At 38.4% G+C, this 19516-nt stretch carries 19 protein-coding genes; 8 read left to right on the top strand and 11 right to left on the bottom strand.

Annotated features, from left to right (window positions below):
- Window positions 1-11: 11 nt before the first annotated feature.
- The 7 genes from IAG46_RS11140 to IAG46_RS11110 form a co-directional block, all read right to left on the bottom strand.
- A complete protein-coding gene (locus IAG46_RS11140) occupies window positions 12-710 on the bottom strand; it encodes an FkbM family methyltransferase (RefSeq protein ID WP_190810430.1) in 699 nt (232 codons plus the stop codon).
- A 33-nt stretch (window positions 711-743) separates the two neighbouring features.
- Complete coding sequence (locus IAG46_RS11135; RefSeq protein WP_190810429.1) at window positions 744-1622, bottom strand: SDR family oxidoreductase; 879 nt, start codon at window positions 1620-1622, stop codon at window positions 744-746.
- A 63-nt stretch (window positions 1623-1685) separates the two neighbouring features.
- Window positions 1686-2699: a UDP-N-acetylglucosamine 4,6-dehydratase (inverting) gene (gene pseB, locus IAG46_RS11130; protein WP_190810428.1), complete on the bottom strand. Its 1014-nt coding sequence runs from the start codon at window positions 2697-2699 to the stop codon at window positions 1686-1688.
- Window positions 2700-2781: 82 nt separating this feature from the next.
- Window positions 2782-3774 carry a hypothetical protein gene (locus IAG46_RS11125; RefSeq protein ID WP_190810427.1) on the bottom strand — a complete coding sequence of 331 codons (993 nt, stop codon included), beginning with the start codon at window positions 3772-3774 and terminating at the stop codon, window positions 2782-2784.
- A 2-nt stretch (window positions 3775-3776) separates the two neighbouring features.
- Complete coding sequence (locus tag IAG46_RS11120) at window positions 3777-5462, bottom strand: hypothetical protein (RefSeq protein ID WP_190810426.1); 1686 nt, start codon at window positions 5460-5462, stop codon at window positions 3777-3779.
- A 57-nt stretch (window positions 5463-5519) separates the two neighbouring features.
- Complete coding sequence (locus tag IAG46_RS11115) at window positions 5520-7016, bottom strand: GH3 auxin-responsive promoter family protein (protein ID WP_190810425.1); 1497 nt, start codon at window positions 7014-7016, stop codon at window positions 5520-5522.
- On the bottom strand, window positions 7017-7889 hold the full coding sequence (locus tag IAG46_RS11110) for a M23 family metallopeptidase (protein WP_190810424.1): 873 nt from the start codon (window positions 7887-7889) through the stop codon (window positions 7017-7019).
- A 169-nt stretch (window positions 7890-8058) separates the two neighbouring features.
- Between IAG46_RS11110 and tatA the strand changes: the two genes are divergently transcribed.
- The 3 genes from tatA to IAG46_RS11095 all read left to right on the top strand — a co-directional run bounded on the left by tatA (window position 8059) and on the right by IAG46_RS11095 (window position 10975).
- Entirely contained in the window at window positions 8059-8253 is a 195-nt protein-coding gene (tatA, locus tag IAG46_RS11105) for a twin-arginine translocase TatA/TatE family subunit (RefSeq protein WP_305069276.1), read from the top strand.
- A gap of 230 nt (window positions 8254-8483) precedes the next feature.
- The gene (locus IAG46_RS11100) at window positions 8484-10547 is read left to right on the top strand and encodes an OmpA family protein (RefSeq protein ID WP_190810422.1); all 2064 of its coding nucleotides are present in this window, start codon (window positions 8484-8486) and stop codon (window positions 10545-10547) included.
- A 257-nt stretch (window positions 10548-10804) separates the two neighbouring features.
- Window positions 10805-10975: a DUF6747 family protein gene (locus tag IAG46_RS11095; RefSeq protein ID WP_190810421.1), complete on the top strand. Its 171-nt coding sequence runs from the start codon at window positions 10805-10807 to the stop codon at window positions 10973-10975.
- 88 nt (window positions 10976-11063) lie between these two features.
- Here the strand turns inward: IAG46_RS11095 and IAG46_RS11090 are convergent, their stop codons facing one another.
- The 3 genes from IAG46_RS11090 to pgk form a co-directional block, all read right to left on the bottom strand.
- The gene (locus tag IAG46_RS11090) at window positions 11064-12050 is read right to left on the bottom strand and encodes a DUF4837 family protein (RefSeq protein ID WP_190810420.1); all 987 of its coding nucleotides are present in this window, start codon (window positions 12048-12050) and stop codon (window positions 11064-11066) included.
- Window positions 12051-12062: 12 nt separating this feature from the next.
- Window positions 12063-13694 (bottom strand): lytic transglycosylase domain-containing protein, encoded by a 1632-nt coding sequence (locus IAG46_RS11085; protein ID WP_190810419.1) that lies wholly within the window; start codon window positions 13692-13694, stop codon window positions 12063-12065.
- Window positions 13695-13813: 119 nt separating this feature from the next.
- The gene (gene pgk, locus IAG46_RS11080; RefSeq protein ID WP_190810418.1) at window positions 13814-15004 is read right to left on the bottom strand and encodes a phosphoglycerate kinase; all 1191 of its coding nucleotides are present in this window, start codon (window positions 15002-15004) and stop codon (window positions 13814-13816) included.
- Window positions 15005-15136: 132 nt separating this feature from the next.
- Between pgk and IAG46_RS11075 the strand changes: the two genes are divergently transcribed.
- The 3 genes from IAG46_RS11075 to IAG46_RS11065 are packed head-to-tail and all read left to right on the top strand — an operon-like array spanning window position 15137 to window position 17218.
- On the top strand, window positions 15137-16288 hold the full coding sequence (locus tag IAG46_RS11075; protein ID WP_190810417.1) for an ATP-binding protein: 1152 nt from the start codon (window positions 15137-15139) through the stop codon (window positions 16286-16288).
- A gap of 12 nt (window positions 16289-16300) precedes the next feature.
- Window positions 16301-16696 (top strand): DoxX family protein, encoded by a 396-nt coding sequence (locus tag IAG46_RS11070; RefSeq protein WP_190810416.1) that lies wholly within the window; start codon window positions 16301-16303, stop codon window positions 16694-16696.
- A 30-nt stretch (window positions 16697-16726) separates the two neighbouring features.
- The gene (locus tag IAG46_RS11065) at window positions 16727-17218 is read left to right on the top strand and encodes a YdcF family protein (RefSeq protein ID WP_190810415.1); all 492 of its coding nucleotides are present in this window, start codon (window positions 16727-16729) and stop codon (window positions 17216-17218) included.
- 26 nt (window positions 17219-17244) lie between these two features.
- Here the strand turns inward: IAG46_RS11065 and IAG46_RS11060 are convergent, their stop codons facing one another.
- Window positions 17245-18177 (bottom strand): AraC family transcriptional regulator, encoded by a 933-nt coding sequence (locus IAG46_RS11060; protein WP_190810414.1) that lies wholly within the window; start codon window positions 18175-18177, stop codon window positions 17245-17247.
- 131 nt (window positions 18178-18308) lie between these two features.
- On the opposite strand from IAG46_RS11060, the gene IAG46_RS11055 reads away from it, so the two are divergent.
- On the top strand, window positions 18309-18773 hold the full coding sequence (locus IAG46_RS11055; protein WP_190810413.1) for a YHS domain-containing (seleno)protein: 465 nt from the start codon (window positions 18309-18311) through the stop codon (window positions 18771-18773).
- A gap of 125 nt (window positions 18774-18898) precedes the next feature.
- Entirely contained in the window at window positions 18899-19462 is a 564-nt protein-coding gene (locus IAG46_RS11050) for a Crp/Fnr family transcriptional regulator (RefSeq protein ID WP_190810412.1), read from the top strand.
- The last annotated feature ends 54 nt before the right edge of the window (window positions 19463-19516 follow it).

Raw genomic sequence — 19516 nt, 5'->3', positions numbered from 1 at the left:
CTTATCTATTGTTAAATCCCTAAACAATTATTCAATTTGTAGAAAACGCCTGTGCATGTTTTATGATGCACTCCAGGGGAAAGACCCCAAAAAGGAATAAGTTTAAATCCGTTTTCGTAAAGATATTGTACTCCTTCAGAAAATTCTTTTTCATATTCAAGATTATCCACAATAATAACCCCGGAGTTACTTGCTCTTTCCAGTGCGTATTTAATAGAATTGTTTCTGTCTATGCCATCTACTACAATGATGTCATAAACAATATCTGTTTCCATTATATATTTAGAATAATCGGATTCACGACTGAAAGGAAGAAACGCTCTTTCATGAAAATCAATATTTTCATCAGGATATTTTCTTAGGGTCAGCTTTACATTTCCAGGAAAAGATGATTTTATATAATCATGCCAACTTTGATTGTGTTCAACGGAATTGACACTTTCAACCCTTGAAGAAAACCATAACGTAGAGTTGCCCGACCCATATTCAAAAACTTTCATGTCTTTTTTTAGCCTGGGTTCCAAGAATTCCAAAAAAGAATAGGTTAACCAAGGTATCGGTTTTCTGCTTCTATCAATTGGCTTTTTTGAAACAGTACTTTTTATCCATCCAGTAGTATATAAATAGCCCTTTTTTGGTAGGAATGCCTTTATCCAATCCAATCTAAGTGCTCTCAACAGTTGATCTATCACCCAAATAATCCTGCGCATAAAAATTTAAAGTTTTATTCGTTAATTTTCTAATTAATTATATCGTTTCCCGTAGCCATAGAAGTCATTGTTAGAGTCCATGAACTCTTTAAGCTGTATCAACATTACTTCATAACTCTTTTCCATTACATGTTCATCTATTCTTGTGTTCACCATACTCTTATCCTTAGCAATACTTTGAATCTTGTTAATACTCACTTGTTTTCTTTCCCAAATCTCTTTAAAAAGTTTAAGTAATTCGTATTTGGATATTTTTTTGCTATTCGTTAAATGAAAAATTCCAACAATATCTTTCTCTATAATCAAATCAATATTTTTAGCTAATTCTAAAGTGGTAACGCCACCCCAGAACATATTATCAAATCCATTAATCTGACCAGCTTGTGACATAAACCAATGAAACAGGCCTTCTCCCGTTTCTTTAAGTTCAGGTCCAATGATAGATGTTCTTATGGTTACATCGGTCCCATTTTCAATTTCACCTAACGCCTTAGACCTGCCATAAATATCGTCCGCATCCCTGAATGAACTTTCAACATATTGTCCAATATTTCCAGAAAAAACGCAGTCTGTACTAATGTGAACAAGTTTGCATCCTTGCTTTCTACAAAGTATTTGAAGAAAATGGGGAAAATAACCATTAATTAGTATCGCATTGGCAGAATCCTCTTTCGCCCCTCGTATCAAAACACCAACCGCATTTATGATAATATTGGGTCCAATTCTGTCTATTAAATTTTTGACTTCCTCAAAATTTGAAACGTCCAAAAGAATTGTGTTGTCATCCATCGGTGTTCTAAATGAAGTGCCATAAACCTCATAGCTGTCAAGAGTAGTCATATGGTGGTAAATCATGTGACCTGCCATTCCTGAAACACCAAAAATTAAAACTTTCTTTTTATCCTTAACCATTTAGTGCGCTATTGGTGTAACTATATTATCCATAATATTTTAAAGATTTTCACATGTTTTTAATTATACTTCAAAGCTTGAATCTACATGTTCCTTAATCAGTCTCCTTAGATTTTCGACTGTTTCCCATGTGTCGTTTTCCCCAGAATTGTATTTGAACCCTTCCGTAACTTTATGTGCATTAAATTTGTTTATGAACTCTTTCAAATTCCATTTATGCATAGCCGGCAAAACGACATAATATTTTCCTAAATCATAGGTGTAAAAAGAGTCAGACGTGGAAATCATCTCTTCATGGATTTTTTCTCCTGGACGTATCCCAACAATTGACTTCTCACATTCTGGAGCAATAGCTTCCGCTATATCCAGAATTTTATAGGATGGGATTTTTGGCACAAAAAGTTCTCCTCCCCATGCATGCTGAAGGGCATACATAACCATATCAACTCCCCCTTGCAAAGATATGTTGAAGCGTGTCATGTTTGAATCAGTTATGGGTAAAACACCTTCCTTACGCTTCTTTATAAAAAATGGTATAACAGAACCATTGGAGCCCATAACGTTTCCGTAGCGGACAACAGAAAAAACAATAGGGTTATTTCCCTTTAAGTTATTCGCCGCAATAAAAAGTTTATCAGAGGTAAGTTTCGTAGCACCATATAAATTTATAGGAGCACAGGCTTTATCAGTTGACAAAGCGACTACCCTTTGAACATTTGATTCCAAACAAGCAGAAACAACATTCTGAGCTCCCCCAATATTGGTTTTTACACATTCTTCTGGATTATACTCTGCTAAATGCACATGTTTCATGGCTGCAGCATGAATCACATAATCTACACCCTTTAATCCACTCAACAGTCTATCCTTATCTCTGACATCTCCAATGAAAAATTGAATCTGAGGGTATTTTTTGTGAGGAAATTCCTGAGCCATTTGGAATTGTTTTTGCTCATCTCTTGAATAAATGACTAACCTTTCAATTCCAATATGGTTTTTTAATATGTGTTTGGTTAGGGCTTTCCCTAAAGAGCCCGTTCCTCCTGTTATAAGTATTGATTTTCCTTTAAATGTCATGGTTACCTCGATAATCTATTTACAATTTTTTCTTATATCCTTTCAAAAAACGAAATGTAGTGTGTTCTGTTGAAAAATAATATTAGTTCAAAATTCTTTCAGTCATTTTATTGATATACTTCAAAAAAGACCCTAGGAAAAATACAATAACTAAAATCACAGGAACTAAAACAATTGTTTTTCCAAAAAAGGAGGTTTTGACCTCCTGTGCGTTTCCAAAATTTACAATACTCAAGGGTTCATCCTGCTCTTTGATTTCCAATTTTTTTCTTTCCATATCAAGAATAAGAGAGTTCTTTAGCCGAAAAAGACCGGTAACATCCATTTTTTCATTTCCCTCTAATACAATGCGTCCATCAATATTTGAGCTGTTATTCTTAGCCAAGTTTTGTGAATACGCATTAATCAATCCGTCAATCTGATTGATTAATGTTTCATTCTCTTTGATTTTTTCAATAGCATTCTCTTTAGATATTTCAACCAGCTCTTCATAATAGGAGTTTGAGTTGATATATGCCATAGCTTTTGGGGCAAAAACTTGTCCTTCAGATGAGTTTTTATAAAAAAAGGTGATTCTGTGATTGATTGCACTCCTGCTCAATAACTCTACTCTAATAACATCTGAAAATTGACCATTGTCCTGAAACTTTTCAAGAAGTTCGAGATATTCTAAATCTCCCTTTTTGTCTCTTTCTTGCTCTATGGGTTCAACCGAAACTTTAAACTGTGCTAAATTCGATATTGGAATCCCTATGCTTTCAAAAAACAATGTGTCCTTAGATTTAATATTATTGTTAATTTGTTCAACTACATCATACAAGTAGTTTTCACTATCCAAATTAGGTTTTACAATTACTTCTATTTTCTTTTTCTTGGTTGTAATCTTGTTAAGTCCATATCCTATAGCAAACCCTACAATTATAAGCCCAACTAATATGAAAGCGTTCTTCTTTAAATATAAGAACAAGCGCAAGAAAGTAACGCCCATTTTATTGAACCCTTTTCCAATAAGTTGAAACAATTGCCCCAAATCAATCTCATCCGAGTTATTCTGGTTTGATGGTTGCTCTGCCATATCTATACGTTAAATATTTGTTTTAAAATCCTGTCTGTAATTAAATACGTGGGTTTTACACCAGTGGTTCCCAGTCCTCCAGAAGCTAAGGTACTTCCTGTTTCCAATGGGTTGTCCGATGCGTAATATGCATATCGCACTTTTACTTCTTTATTGATACTCTTTCTAACTTTTGATGCGGATTGGATTGCTTTTTGGTAGTGCACCCCTTCCATTTCCAACCCGATGACGTTCCATGTAGATTCATGAAAAAATCGGAGTATGTCCTTGTTCTGCAATGATGTTCCCAAGACAGTAACCATGGTGCCTTCCAACACTTTTAATCCATAACCTTCAAAATCTGCTGCGCAAAGTTCGTTTATAAATGGATAATTATCCGCTGTACCTTCAAATATATGTGCTGAAGGAATCATTAAATCTCCTTTTCCTCCTTCCAAAATTCCTGCTTTACCCATTATGGATATGGAATCTACGTTCAGAAATTGTTTTCGGCCCTTTTCCTCTATTGGTTTTAACATCTCGTCTATGGTTTCATAGGCTTGCTCGCCAAAAGCATAATCCATAACGAAGATGACGGGTTTCTCATCATCCGAAATATTTTCCGGCAGGGCATAGCAACAGGTGTCTTCTCCAAACTTGGCGGAGTCAAAAATCTGCACATCGATATTCGCGCCGGAAGCGTCATCAATGAAAATCATTCCATTTTTTGAGCCGATGTCCATAACCTTCTTTCGTAAATCTTTATTGCCCGAAGAGCTCAAGGCTTCATAAATATCTAAAGACTCGGTATCCGGAAATTCCTTTGCAAGGGCTTTTTTGGCGAACAACGAATTCATAACGCTATGCATATTGGCACTAATGATATGGATTGGCCTGTGCAGCAAATTTTTCTTGTTCAAGGTTTCCTTTATCATATCCGACCACCGCTCACCATGGATATGGTGACCCAATCTTTCGCGTAGCAACGGACTAAATGTAATTGTCCGTTTGTTTCCTGTTGTTTCTTCTTCAATGGCCAATTTGCCCAACCAATAAATCACGTTCAAAAAACGGTCTGGATCTTGCTTGGTTTTAAGGCTGTTGTGCAGGTCCATCACCTCATCATATGTTCTGCCCAAAATATTGGCCGTATGAATCATGGCAATTTCCCTTTCGGATTCTTCCTTTTCTTCGTTCTTCACAAAATCTGCCAGTTTATCCCAGTCACGAATGGTAGCCGTTCCGTCTTCGACCAATACCCTTTTGCTGATTTTCCCTGATTCGATAAACAAAAAAGTTAGGTGGGTTAAAATGTCATAGATGTCGCTACGACCTCTAGTTATTTCAATGTTCATTTGCTCATCGTCAATCCGGTAGCAATTTCTTCTTCGTTTGGGTGGAACAATGGCCTTTAAATGGGATTTGGAGAAGCCCTCGTCCGAAGTAAGATTGATAAACCTGCACTCCTCGATGCCTTTTGGAAGTCTTTCCAATACATATATTAGTCCATTCAGTTCGGCCTTTTCCTCTGCAATAGAGCCATAAATTTCAGGTCGGAGCAATAATAGGGCATTTCGTAAGGCATTCCCGGAAACCCCCGAAGGTTTATAGAATCCACGATTGAGCAGGTGCCTCATGGTAATGTACATGCGCTCAATGGCATTGGTGGACTCTTGTGCCCGTGTAGTCTGTTTTACTTTGGTTGCCATAAATAGTTCTGGCAAAAATACATGAATTCCTACTAAAGTGGCATAGTTGTTTATTAACTAAAGTTGAAATGTGGCCAACCCGTCAGCCACCTTCCGATCATTAGACAGCCTTTGCACCTTGTTTTGACCTCCCAATTTGCCAATGGCCTTCATGTAATCCTGAAATCCACCTGTTTTAATTTTAGTGATTTTAAGGGGCTGCAATATATTTCCTTCAATTAAATCGAAATAATAACTGTTCTGCTTTTTCATGCTTTCTTCCATGACTTTGGAGAACTTCGACAAATCCGTAGGGGGCTTTTCAAACTCGATGAACCATTCATGATAAGGTAGCTCGTCATTTTGCGGAGAGGTCTGTGGGGCTACGGTGAACTCGTTTACCACAGCGTCCGCGCTTTCGATGGCCACTTTTATCGCTTCTTCAACCTCTTTGGCAATTACGTGCTCACCAAAAGCGGATATAAAGTGTTTTATCCTTCCCGAAACCACCACGCGGTAGGGGTTTAGAGAAACAAACCGAACGGTATCCCCAATATTGTAGGCCCATAGCCCTGCATCTGTAGAAACTATAAGTGCATAATCCACATTCAGTTCCACTTCGGCAATGGTCAATCGCTTAGGGTTTTCCCCAAAAAACTTATCGGCCTTTATGAACTCATAGAAAATTCCGGAATTCAAGAGCAAAAGCATCCCTTCTTCCTTTTGGGAGTCTTGATATGCAAAAAACCCTTCGCTAGCAGGGAAAAGTTCGATACTATCCACTCTTTTTCCCATTAAGTCCTCGAATTTAGCCCGATAGGGTTCGTAATTCACTCCTCCATAAATGAATAATTGAAAGTTTTTGAAGAGTTCTCCAACCTTTTTGCCTGATTTGGAGTTAAGTTTTTCAAAATACATTTGAACCCATGAAGGTATTCCGGCAATCACCGTCATATCTTCATTTTCTGTTTCCTCTATGATCTTGTCCACCTTGGTTTCCCAATCCTCAATGCAATTGGTTTCCCAGCTGGGCAGTCTATTTTTCTGTAGGTAACTGGGGATGTAATGGGCTGAGATTCCTGAAAGACGACCTAATTTGATGCCGTTTTTTTCTTCTAGAATAGGGCTGCCTTGCAGAAAGATCATCTTTCCATCCACAAAATCCGCATTCCCTGTCTCATGAATATAGGACAGGATCGCATTCCTAGATGCCTCAACCTGGTGTTTTATGGATTCTTTGGTGATCGGAATATATTTAGCGCCGGAGGTAGTACCAGAGGTTTTGGCAAAATAAATAGGCTTCCCTGGCCAGAGAACATCATCTTTTCCATCAATAATTTGTTGCACGTAGCTTTTTAGCTCTTCATAATCCCTAACAGGAACTTTCTGGATAAAGTCGTTATGGTTTTTAATCTCTTGAAAATTATGGTCCTGTCCAAATTTGGTATGTTTGGCTGAATCGATAAGGTGTTGAAATATATTTTGCTGAGTGCTAGTAGGGTTGTTGGCCCATTTAGCTGTTTTCTTGAAAATGTGTCTGGCAAAGAGCTTTGCCGCAAATACTTTTAACGACATTTAGTTGAAATCAATATAGTTCAAAGGGTTTGCTGGTTTCCCTTTTCTCCAAAGTTCAAAATGTAAATGCGGCCCTGTGGTCAGTTCACCTGTATTTCCAATGGATGCAATAATTTCACCCGCCTTTACCAAATCGCCTTGAGTTTTGCTCAATGATCCATTATGCTTGTAAACTGAGGTTAAATTATTGTCTTGGTGCTCAATAATGATAACGTATCCTGTTTCTGCGGTCCATTCAGAAAAAAGTACTGTTCCATCGGCTATCGATTTGACCGGAGTGTCCTTTGGAGCGACCACGTCCACTGCATAATGTTTGTTTTCTGGGTCATATCGCTGCGACAATGTCCCACTGACTGGTGAAAACAACAATGTTCCCACATTTTCAACATCCCGTTCAAATAAATTGTACTTATCTTCAAGTTCAACTTCCTCTCGAAGCAACAAATCTTCACGGATTGGTGTCAAATCAACCGTTGAAGGGTCCAACTTGTATTTTTCAAACAGGGAATCCCGGTTTACCTCATTATTTTCTATATCTCCTCGTAGAACCAATCTTACATTATCTAAATACCGATTGGTATAGTTAAGAACAGTAACCAAAGAATCCGTTTTATAGGTCAATTCGGTGGCCTGTCTCTTCAAACGGGTAGAGGAATATCCTGGGATATACTCCCTTAAGGGAGTAAATGCAATTATTAGGGTGGTAAGGCCTATTAAGACAATTATAAAAAGTGTTCCGGTCACAAAAACATTCAGTCTACTTAACTTAAAGGATATTTTTTCCTCAAAAGTGCTTTCATTTAATATTACAAGCCGATACTTATGCAGCAGCTTGCGTTTGATCTCTTTTCTCTTTTTCTTGTCCCGTGCCATAATGGACAAAGATAACCCTTGATTTTAATTTAAGTTGTTAAGCTTTTTAAAATGCTTCAACAGACCTTTTCTACCCTATAATAACAAGGAAATACTAATTTTCGTTAATGATAAGGGGGCTTACAGTTCTTTTTCGTAATTTTACCTCTCATTTAAAGGTGTAGATGTTATGATTGCTCAAACTTTTTTTCTCGGTATGCTCGGTCCTTGGCAAATTGTACTGATTGTTTTAGTGGTTCTTTTGCTATTCGGAGGCAAAAAAATTCCTGAACTCATGAGGGGCTTGGGTAGTGGCATCAAAGAATTTAAGGACGCCTCCAAAGAAGATGAAAAATTGGAGAGCGGCAAGGAGTCTGATTCCTAATTCCATTCTTTTATAAAGGTTTTTCTTACGCAATCAATGCCCCGTATCTAAAGGGGTCATCGATAAAAAACCACATATTTTACGCCTACACGCCGTAAATCACTTCATTCACAACAAAAAGTTATTCACGCTATTACCATATTTTATTTTAGCGGTTGAGACTTACGTCACTTTTGCGATGTTCGTTGCTTTTATCAATCACCACGATTTTTTGGTGTGATGGAAAGATTATGAAAAACCTCATTCTAATCCTAATTCTTCTAGGTTCTTTTGGGCTAAAATCCCAGGAGTTATCTCTTTTACAGTTTGAAGACGACGAGCTGTATACAAAAGAGGTTGCCTCTGCGGACAATGGCATGCCCTTGCAGACGCCATTTATGAAGCAATTGGATGGATTGAGCAATCGTGCGCTTGCCCGATTTATGAAGAAAAAGGGCATTACAGCCAAGCTTATCAAGATGGCGGATGGGTACTATGACAAAATGTGGTTTGCCGAAGCAGCACGTGTTTATGACATTGTACTTGAAAAAAGCACTGAAAAACACACGTTTATACTTCTTTCCAAAGCTGGTGATTCACACTACTACAGCGGAAATCTTGAAAAATCATACAAATGGTATCATGAACTCTATGAGCTATTTACAGATGAAATTACAGCAGATCGCTTTTTTAAATACACCCATACCTTAAAGGGAACCGGACGGTATCGTCGCGCCGCCAAGCTTACAAAAATGTTCCGACAGAAACGAAACGAACCCTTTCAAGGTATAGATGAAGATGTGGTGACTTTTAAAAGTCCAGTACAAGTGAAGATTAAAAATCTGGCGATTAATTCAAAGTATTCCGATTTTTCACCTATGTTTCATAATGATTCTGAAATCGTTTACGCCTCGGCTCTTGACTCTTCATTCTTGACAACACGGCGCTACCGATGGAACAATCAACCCTTCTTGGATCTGTACGTTGCCAAAAGTGATAACGAGGGAGAAGATCTGAACAGTTCCAAAAAGTTCTCCAAAAAAATAAATACAAAATATCATGAGGCTTCAGTAGCCTTTTCGCCAGATCAAAAAACCATCTATTTTACGCGAAACAATTACGGGAAAAAACTAAAAAGAGGTAAAAACGGGGTCAATCACCTTAAAATTTACCGCTCAAAATTTGTAGATGGCGAATGGACCGAGGCTATTTCACTACCATTTAACAGTGAAAACTATTCCAATGGACATCCTTCTATAAGTCCCGATGGCAAAAAAATGTATTTCGTATCAGATCGCCCAGGTGGTTATGGGGGTACCGACATATATTTGGTCGACATACTTGATAATGGAAGTTTTTCCAAACCAAAGAATTTGGGAAGAACGGTAAATACCAGTAAAAAAGAGATGTTTCCTTATATCACGGAAAACTCCTTATATTTTTCTTCAGACCGAAATATGGGAATAGGAGGTTTGGACATTTATCAAGCGGATTATGCAGGGGATGTTTTCGGAGTTGCTGTTAATATGGGCGAACCCATCAATAGTAACAGAGATGATTTCTCCTATATTATTGACAAAAATGGAGAGAAAGGATATTTTGCCTCTAACAGAAAAGGTGGAAAAGGAGATGATGATATCTACTCGTTTAAACTTATAGAAAATTTAAACGCCATCTCAGTTACCATTGAAGATGACGTTACCGGTGAAGCTATTTCAGAGGCAACAGTAGCCTTGTATAATAGGGATAAGCTAATTGTCGCCGAATCGAAAACCAGTCCTGAAGGGACATTTGTTTTCAAGAATCTGAAACCTTTCACCAAATACACGGTTAAAACCTTTAAGAAGGGCTATTTTGAAAATGAGGCTGGAATCTCCACCAAAAATAATATTACGGTAAGTATCAATCAATCATTGAAAAAGCTTGAAGAGATAATTGTTGAAGAGAAAAACGTCAAAAAGCTAGAGACAGAAACCATTTATTTCGACTTTGACCGATACAATATCAAAAGGCGGGCGGCAGATGAACTCGATAAACTTGTTGAGGTAATGCGGGAATATCCAGATATGGTGATAAAAATAGAATCCCATACGGACGCCATCGGTAAAAAGGCCTACAATAAATATCTGTCTGATAAACGAGCCAAATCAACCAGGGACTATATTATATCCAGGGGAATAGACCCGGTTAGAATTCAAAGTGCCATAGGTTACGGCGAAGAACGATTGCTCAATGATTGCGGCAACGGTGTCCGATGTTCCAGAACAAAACATCAAGAAAACCGGCGATCAGAGTTCATCATCGTAAATATGTGACGAAAAACTTAAAGTAAAAAGCCCCATCTCGGGGCTTTTTTTATACCCCTTTCCTTAAAACGTGTTGTTTATCGATGGTTCTACTCGATATCCTGTTTTTCTTACTATGCATTTCGCCGATGAAAAGTTATGTTTTAAAGGGTTTTAAACCTATCGCGGGCTTTCATCATTCATTTTTGGCTTTTCATCTGGTTCTTTTTCAGACCATCATATTTGACCCAATCTTTGCCTTGTCTTTAAATCTTAAAACTCGACTTATGAAAAAACTATTACTCGTAAAAGAAATTTATTTAGAAGGTTTCAGAAATCTCGGACATTTTCTATTAGAAAGATATTTTAAAATCTTTGCCTGGTTCAGTTTTGTAATGTTCTTTATTGTGCTTTACGCATTCGTTTATAGAATTGCAACCGGATTTGCATTTGACTAACAATTCCTTTTTAAGCATTTAAAGAACAAAAAAGCCCAGAACATCTGGGGAGATACCACTGGGCTTTTTTGTATTGCTTATTATTAAATCAGGAACCTAAGTCGAACTTTACGGTTTTTAAAATAGCCTCTAGTTCGAACATATAATCCCTCTTTTCTTCGGAGGGGGCAAAGGTAAATCCTTCAAGAATCAATTTCCGATTGTTTTCCTTGTCGTTTATGATATACGTCAAAAACGGACCTGCCATGGGATATCCGTTTATTTCCCAAACACCTCTTGCCTCAGCTGCTTTCTTACCACCAATCTGCGCCGGATAAATATAGGGCGAAAACGCCTTTTCAGTCATCATAAAAGTGCCTTCATATGGGCCTGGTATATATTTTTCCCCAATAGAATCCCTCATTTTAATAATATCAGTAACAAAAGTGGAATCATTGGTAAAGCTATTCCACGGCACGGAATAAGCCAAAATGTTCATGGTGCCTTTCGGAATTTGAATGTCCATCCAAACAAAGTTCTTTTCACGTCTTCCAAGTTTATACAGCGACGGAACCTTTAAGCTAATTCCAAGCTCTTCTTCAAAGGCTTTTTCCTTATTTAAAGAACGCGTAAATCGCTTTTGCGCTTCTCCAATCTCAACTTTTTTGAAAGCCGCAATGGCCATCCCCGCCAAAGAATCAATATTATTGGCGAAATCGTTATAGGTTTCTCCTTTAATAACCGCTACTTTTTGTGGCTTTGCATATACATTGGTCTTTATGTGTGCCAAGGAAAGCGTATCCTGTTCTACAAAAAGCACAGATCGGGAGTAGGCTGTTGCCCCTTTGAACACCTGTGGCGGAATCTGGGTAATCGTAAACTTGGGCTCGCTCTGTGGAAGGCCGCGAATTGGTGCCGCAAAATGTTCCCTAATCTTATCTCCAACACCGCTCTTCCACAATTCGGTGTCCATCACAACCATTAACGAATTGATTCCCCCAGTAGAAGGTGGAAGAAATCGTTTTTTAGGGCCGTTATTGCATGAGAACATCGCCAATGTTAGCATGGCAATGTATAGTATTCCTGTTTTTTTCATCTTGCTTTAAATTTACGAAGAACAATCGCACAATTTCAGTTTTGTGCCTGGTTTTAGGTTATTACTACTAAGACCGTTCCATTCTCGTAAATTCTCAATAGAAACTCCCGGATATTTTCTAGAAATTGTCCAAAGTGAATCACCTTCTTGCACTGTATGTACTTTTGAACCGCTTGCTATTGTGCCCGAAGTTGATTTTGAAGTGTTCTTTTTGGCTATAGTTTGTTTAGGGATATACGGCTTTCTGGGGAATATGGTAAGGCGCTGTCCTATTCTTAGGTTATTGCTCCGTAGGCCATTCCATCTTTTTATCTGACTTACACCCACACCGTATCTTTCTGCTATTTTTCCCAAATAATCTCCACTTCTTACTTTGTATCTTACCTGGTTCTTGGCTACAGATAATTGTGGCAAAGGTTTCTCCAAAGAATCCAATTCTTTTTTGGCATAGGCATAAATGGCCTCCTCGTTGCTCACAAACTTCCCGATTTTGGTTATCGGTAATCTTAAAGTGTATGTTTTTCCTTTAATCTTCGGAATAATGTTCAACTTGTAAGCTGGATTCAGCAACTCTAATTCCTCTTTACTTATATCGACCAGCTTGGATATCTGATCAAACGTAATAAGGTTTTTTACATGAACGGTATCGGTTTCAAAATAGGGGCGTTCAGCTTTTTTGTATTGAAGTCCATGTTCCTCTGCATATTCAAAAATGTACATGGTCGCCAAAAATGCCGGAAGATAGCCAGCAGTTTCACGCGGAAGGTTTCTTCTAATGTTCCAATAGTTTTTATACCCTCCTGATCTTCGAATGGCTTTGTTTACGTTTCCTGGTCCAGAATTATATGCCGCCAAAGCCAGATCCCAGTCATTAAAAATATCATGGAGTTTGGATAGGTATTTGCTCGCTGCCTTGGTGGCCAAAATTGGATCGTTTCTCTCATCAACATAGCTGCTCACATCCAAACCATACATTTTTCCGGTACCATACATAAATTGCCACAGTCCTTTTGCACCGACCCTAGATCTTGCACGTGGGTTTAATGCCGATTCCACAATAGCCAAATATTTTATCTCGAGCGGGATATCATTGTTATCCAGTTCTTGCTCAAAGAGCGGAAAATAAAATTGACTGGAGGTAATCATTCGCTGCATCAAACCCTTTTTTCGAACCAAAAAAGATTTGATCACACGTTCCAAAGATGGGTTATATGCAATGTTGAAAGGCGTTTTTTCGTCCATTCGCGCCAAACGTGCCTTCAAGGTATCCGTTGGCAAATCCACTACGGTTAATTCTTCAGCAGATGGGTTTTGAACCTCTAACGACATCTCACTAAACAACTGTGCGTTGGCATGAAGTTCCTTCAGCCAAAGGCTGTCGTAATCTCTGGCTTGTTGTACATCTTTTAGGTGGAATTTGTTGTCCATGGCCGCTTTCACAATCTGTCGTCCATCAATTTCATTGAGGTCGATTTTTAAATCCTCCATGGATTGTGCTGAAAGAGAATCGTTATCAACAGCAGCAAGTAATTCCTTTTTTGTCTCTTGTTGATTTACGACCGTAGAATCTGCTTCTTGGGCAGATAAGAATGAAGTTGAAACTAACAGCGTCGCCAATAGGGCGATTTTTAATTTTTGGTTCATTTTGGACAAGGTTTGGTTTTGGGGCAAACGAAAATGGTGTTTTTTTCTGAAATATTAAAGTTTTCAGTCTAAAACATCTCTTAAAATAGGGCCTTGCCTATTAGTTCATAACGTGAACGTTAGCCCAATATTGCAGCAATTCCTGGAAGTGTTCTCCCTTCCAAACTTTCGAGCATGGCACCACCTCCGGTAGAAACGTAACTTACTTTGTCTTCAAAGCCAAACTGTTTTACTGCTGCCACGGAATCGCCGCCACCCACAAGTGAAAAAGCTCCGCTCTGTGTTGCCTCATCAATAAAATTTCCGATGGCAATGGTTCCCTTGGCAAAGTTTTCCATTTCAAAAACCCCTACTGGTCCATTCCAAAGTATGGTTTTGGATTCTAGAATCACCTTTTTGAAGATTTCCAAAGACTGTGGCCCGGCATCCAAGCCTTGCCATCCATCCGGAATCTCATTGACATCAACAAATCGGGTATTTGCGCTATTGTCAAAGGCATCGGCAGCTAAAACATCAACTGGCAAATAAATTTTCACCCCTTTTTCGTCAGCCTGCTTTAAAATATCCAACGCCAATTCCATTTTATCGTCTTCACAAATGGAATCCCCTACTTGTCCGCCATTGGCTTTGACAAACGTATAGGTCATTCCACCACCAATAATCAAATTGTCAACTTTGTCCAGGATATTTTCTATGATGGTAATTTTTGAAGAGACTTTTGCGCCACCTAAAATTGCGGTCACCGGCTTTTCGCCAGTTCGCATTACTTTCTCAATCGCCTTTATTTCTTTGGCCAATAAATATCCAAAGCATTTGTTCTCTTCAAAATAATTCGCAACTATGGTAGTTGAAGCATGTGCTCTATGTGCGGTCCCAAAGGCATCGTTTACATAAATATCCCCATTTTTGGAAAGGGCCTCGGCAAAGCCCTGCTCACCCTTTTCTTCCTCGGCATGAAACCGTAGGTTTTCCAACAAAAGCACTTCTCCACTTTGAAGTTCTGAAATGGCAGAGGCCACTTCATCCCCAACACATTCGTTCACAAATTTTACCTGCACCCCAACAATCTCGGAAACCTTTTCACAGATATGTGACAAGGACATGTCGGAGTTCACCTGACCTTTGGGCCTTCCCAAATGGCTCATCAAAACAGCACTTCCGCCATCCTCCAAAACTTTTAAAATAGTTGGGGTGGCCGCCTCAATTCTGCTCGTGTCGGTAACATTGAATTCCCCATCCAATGGCACATTGAAATCAACTCGTATGAGTGCTTTTTTATCTTCAAAATTAAAATCGTCTATGGTCTTCATTTGTTTGATTTTATGGCAAGATCAAATGTAAAGATTTCCTGCTTTCTAGATTGATTGGGGTCCTTATATTTTTAGAGCTACAACAAAAAAAGCATTCCATGCATCAGAACCTAAAAAATGTATCTTTGAAATATGCTATTCAAAGATGTTTTGGGCCTTGAACATATCAAAAACCATTTGGTGTCCACAGCAAAATCAGGTCGGGTCGCCCATGCTCAATTATTCGTGGGAAGAGAAGGCACCGGAACCTTGCCTATGGCCATAGCTTATGCGCAATATCTGCTTTGCGGCAATAAGGGTGGAGAAAATGAAGGAGAAAACGAGGTCTGCAATGCTAAATGCAATTCCCTGTCTCATCCAGATCTGCATTTTGCCTTTCCTGTTTCTAATTCGGATAAAATAAAATCACACGCGGTAAGCGACAACTATCTTGCGGATTGGAGACAATTTGTTAACGAACAGCCCTACGGGAATCTATTCGATTGGTACAGATATATTGGTATTGAAAAAAAGCAGGGGCAAATTGGTGTGGATGAAGCTTTGGATGTTGTTAAAAAGCTTTCCTTGAAATCGTATGAGGGAGGTTATAAAATCTTAGTTATTTGGATGGCCGAAAAGATGAACATCTCGGCCGCCAACAAACTTTTAAAACTGATTGAAGAGCCTCCAGAAAAAACGGTGTTGCTTTTGGTCGCAGAAGAAGAAGAACAAATTATAAACACCATTAGATCGCGCTGCCAGGTTTTACATTTCCCGCCACTGGCCGAAAATGCCATTGCCAATGCGCTTTTAGCCCGAGGCGTTTCGGAAAGTGAAGCTAACTCCATTGCACATGAGGCCAATGGTAATTTCAACAAAGCTTTGGACCTTTTGAACAAAGATTCGGAAGATTTGGTCTTTGAGCGCTGGTTTGTGCAGTGGGTGCGGAGCGCTTTTAAAGCCAAAGGAAATAAAGGCGCTATTCAAGAACTGATTCTTTGGAGCGACGAAGTGGCCAAAACCGGAAGAGAGGTCCAAAAACAGTTTTTGAACTACTGTTTAAGAGCAATGCGACAAGCACTTTTGTTAAACTATCAGGCCACTGAGCTGGTGTACCTAAAGATACACATGGAAAAATTTGACCTAGCCAAATTCGCTCCATTTGTTCATGAGAACAATATTGAGCAGATCGTTGAGGAATTGGAAAAGGCCATTTTTCATGTGGAACGCAATGGCAACTCGAAAATTATATTTACAGATCTATCGATAAAACTCACTCGGCTACTGCATACAAAAGCGGCCTAAAATCAATTAACAATGGAACACATCTTCTCAAATGCAACCCAAATCCTCCTACTCCTTTTTTTGACCATAACTTTGTTGCAAAGTGGTATTGATAAAATCATGGATTGGAAAGGAAATGTGACCTGGCTCAAAGGTCATTTTTCCAAAAGCATCTTCAACGGCGCCGTTCCCGTGTTATTGGGAATTGTATTGTTGCTAGAAATGGTTTCGGGAATTTTATGTGCAGTTAGCGCTTTTCAATTTATTGCTTCTGGAGAAAGCGATATGGCCTTTTGTGGCGCATTACTTTCTGCAATTACATTGTTGTTCTTGCTTTTGGGGCAACGGGTCGCCAAGGATTACGAAGGTGCAAAAACCATTGTGGTTTATTTTATTCCGACCATTTTCCTTATTTATCTACTACAGTGACAACCTAAAAAACATTGCCAGACTAAAACTATGAAAGAGGTATTGATTGTTTTGGGTTCGCCAAACACTACTTCCGGAGAACTGAGTTCAATCTCTACAAGCCGACTTGATTGCTGCCTCGATTTGTTTAAAAAGGAAAGTTTGGTGCTTTGTACCGGTGGATGGGGCCCTCATTTTAATACAACTGAACATTCACATGCCCATTACGCTAAAGCATATTTAACACAAAAAGGGTTGCCAGAAAGTGCTTTTTTAGAATTTGCTTTGTCAAAAAACACGGTTGATGATGCCGTTAAAGCCAAAAACATATTATCCAAACTCGAAGATAATCTTTCGCTTACCATAATTACTTCAGGCTACCATTTGGAGAGGGTGAAAATGATTTTCAATGAAGTACTGAAGGGGTATACTATGATGTTTATTGGTGTTCCCTGCAAATTGGATGAAGATGAATATGCCATTTTACTGGCGCATGAAAAAAAAGCCATTACGTCCATTCTTCAAAAAGGGTTATACTATTAAAGGAAGGTTCACTTTTGGTCTGATTTTTAGAAATCAACCATTGTGTTAGGTTGCTCTGCAGCAACCGAGTTCTTGAACTTTTTAGGTGAGATGTTGAACGTCTGTTTAAAAACTCTATTAAATGCCGACGTGGAGCCATAACCAACTTGCTCGCCTATGTCGTTAAGTGTAAAATCGGAATATTTGAGTAATTGTTTTGCTTTTGTCATACGCCATGATTTGATATATCCTAAAGGAGTGTTGCCGACTGAATTCTTAAACCTTTCGATAAAAAGTGTACGGGAAATTCCTGAATGGAGGCATAATTTTTCAATGGTCAATGCTTCTTGAATGTTGTTATGGATATAGTTTATCGCTCTGTAAATTGCTTGGTCCTTGAACAAATTCATCGAGGACGTTGCCTTCTTGAGGTAATAATGTCTCAGGATTGAAATAAAGAGAATTTCGGCAAACCGAAGTGTCACAACCTCGTGACCCAACTTTTTTTCAGACAACTCTACTATCATCAAGTCAAGAATAGCGTTGATCATATCAAACCGACCATATTCCTCACTTTTGATAACGATACATTCGGGTAAATCCTCCAAAAGAAAATGGCTTACATCCCGATCCAGTTCATAATGCCCACAAACCAAATTAGTGTTTGCCTCTCCTTCGATAAAGGGACTGTTGTCATTCAAAATGCCTGTTACTACCTCTTTGCCCGGATAGCAAACTGCTTTTTTATCTGACTTAATTTGATGGTGGGTTCCATTAGGAAATATGACCAAGTCACCCCTGGACAATGTATGGTGTTCTTTGTTTACTTTCAAAGTACAATTGCCTCCGGACACGAAATGAAATTGGGCAAAATTCCCAGCTTCTACATTCATTCCCCAATTACCACAAAAGCCATGTTTAAAATATACCGCTGATTTGAATCTAACAGTTTCGAGTATGTCTGCAATAACATCTTTCATAGTACAAAGTTACATTCTTATCAACTTAATATTAGAAATTTTGTACTAATGGTCAATAAAAAAGGATTTTTAGCTTCATTTCAACCTTTTATTTGATTGAATTTTACATTGTAAACCTAAAATAATTTATAATGAAAATCTCAAGATCAATTTTATCAATCGCAATATTTGTTTTCGTGGTCGGTTCATCCTATTCTCAAAATAAGGTGGCAACAAATGCCGAGGATGTGGCCTTAAATGGTTATGATGTTGTGGCTTATTTTAAACAGCACCAAGCTGTCAGGGGCAACAACGCGAATGCCGTTAAAAAAGATGGGGCAACATATTATTTCAGTTCTGCCGAGAACGCCTCGGCTTTTAAGTCCAATCCAAAAATGTTTCAACCCGTATATGGCGGGTATTGTGCTTTTGCCATGGCCATGAAAGGTGCAAAAGTACCAGCTGACCCCAATACCTTTAAACTGAGGGACGGCAAACTATACCTGTTTTTTAACGATTATTATGAAGGCAAGCCCTTTAATACCATTGTACCTTGGAACAGCAATGAAAAGGAAATGATTGCCAAAGCAGATCAAAACTGGAAAGGTCAAAAATAACCTTCCATTGCTTTTGTTTGTTGGATGTGCACCTTACTCTTAAGAGTAAGGTGTTTTTTTGTCAATCAACAATCCACAACAAAAAAAAGCAGTAATTTAATTGCTGTTTTCAAGGACAGGATAAAATGCTATTTATTGATTTTTACAACACTGTTTTAAATACTTCGTTTACCTATGACGATTTACCTTTTCCCTTGGAATCTATAACGGTCGAAAAAGGAACTTGTTTAACCGCGTATGGGCAAGTTGAAGATTCTCTGTACTTTATGAACAAGGGCATTGTTGAGATGACCATTAAAAGTTATATGACAGAGAAGATCATAGACTTTTTTTTTGAGACCGAATTGTTCTGTGGGTACACTTCTTTTTTAGATCAACTTCCAACCGATGTTCAAATAACAACTTTGATGGATTGTGAAATCGAAGTCTTAAAGCGTGAAGATCTTTTCCCTGCCTATGAGTTTTCTCTTGAGGCGAACAAATTTGGGAGAATTTCAACCCAACATGGTTATATAAGAAAATCTAATAGGGAAAAGGACCTTTTAACAAAGACTGCTGAGGAAAGATATGCCGAAATGTTCCGAACACATTCCGATTATATTTCCTTTATCCCTGTTAATAAAGTCGCAAAATACTTGGGCATACACCCTGAAAGTCTCAGTAGAATTAGGAAGAAATTGAATTCCTAACATAGGTCAAGTCCATTTTTTAGTTTAAGCCTTTTACCACATATACATTTGTGG

Source organism: Flagellimonas sp. S3867, from assembly GCF_014698935.1.
GTDB lineage: Bacteria > Bacteroidota > Bacteroidia > Flavobacteriales > Flavobacteriaceae > Flagellimonas.
This window is presented reverse-complemented; position numbering and strand designations above follow the sequence as displayed.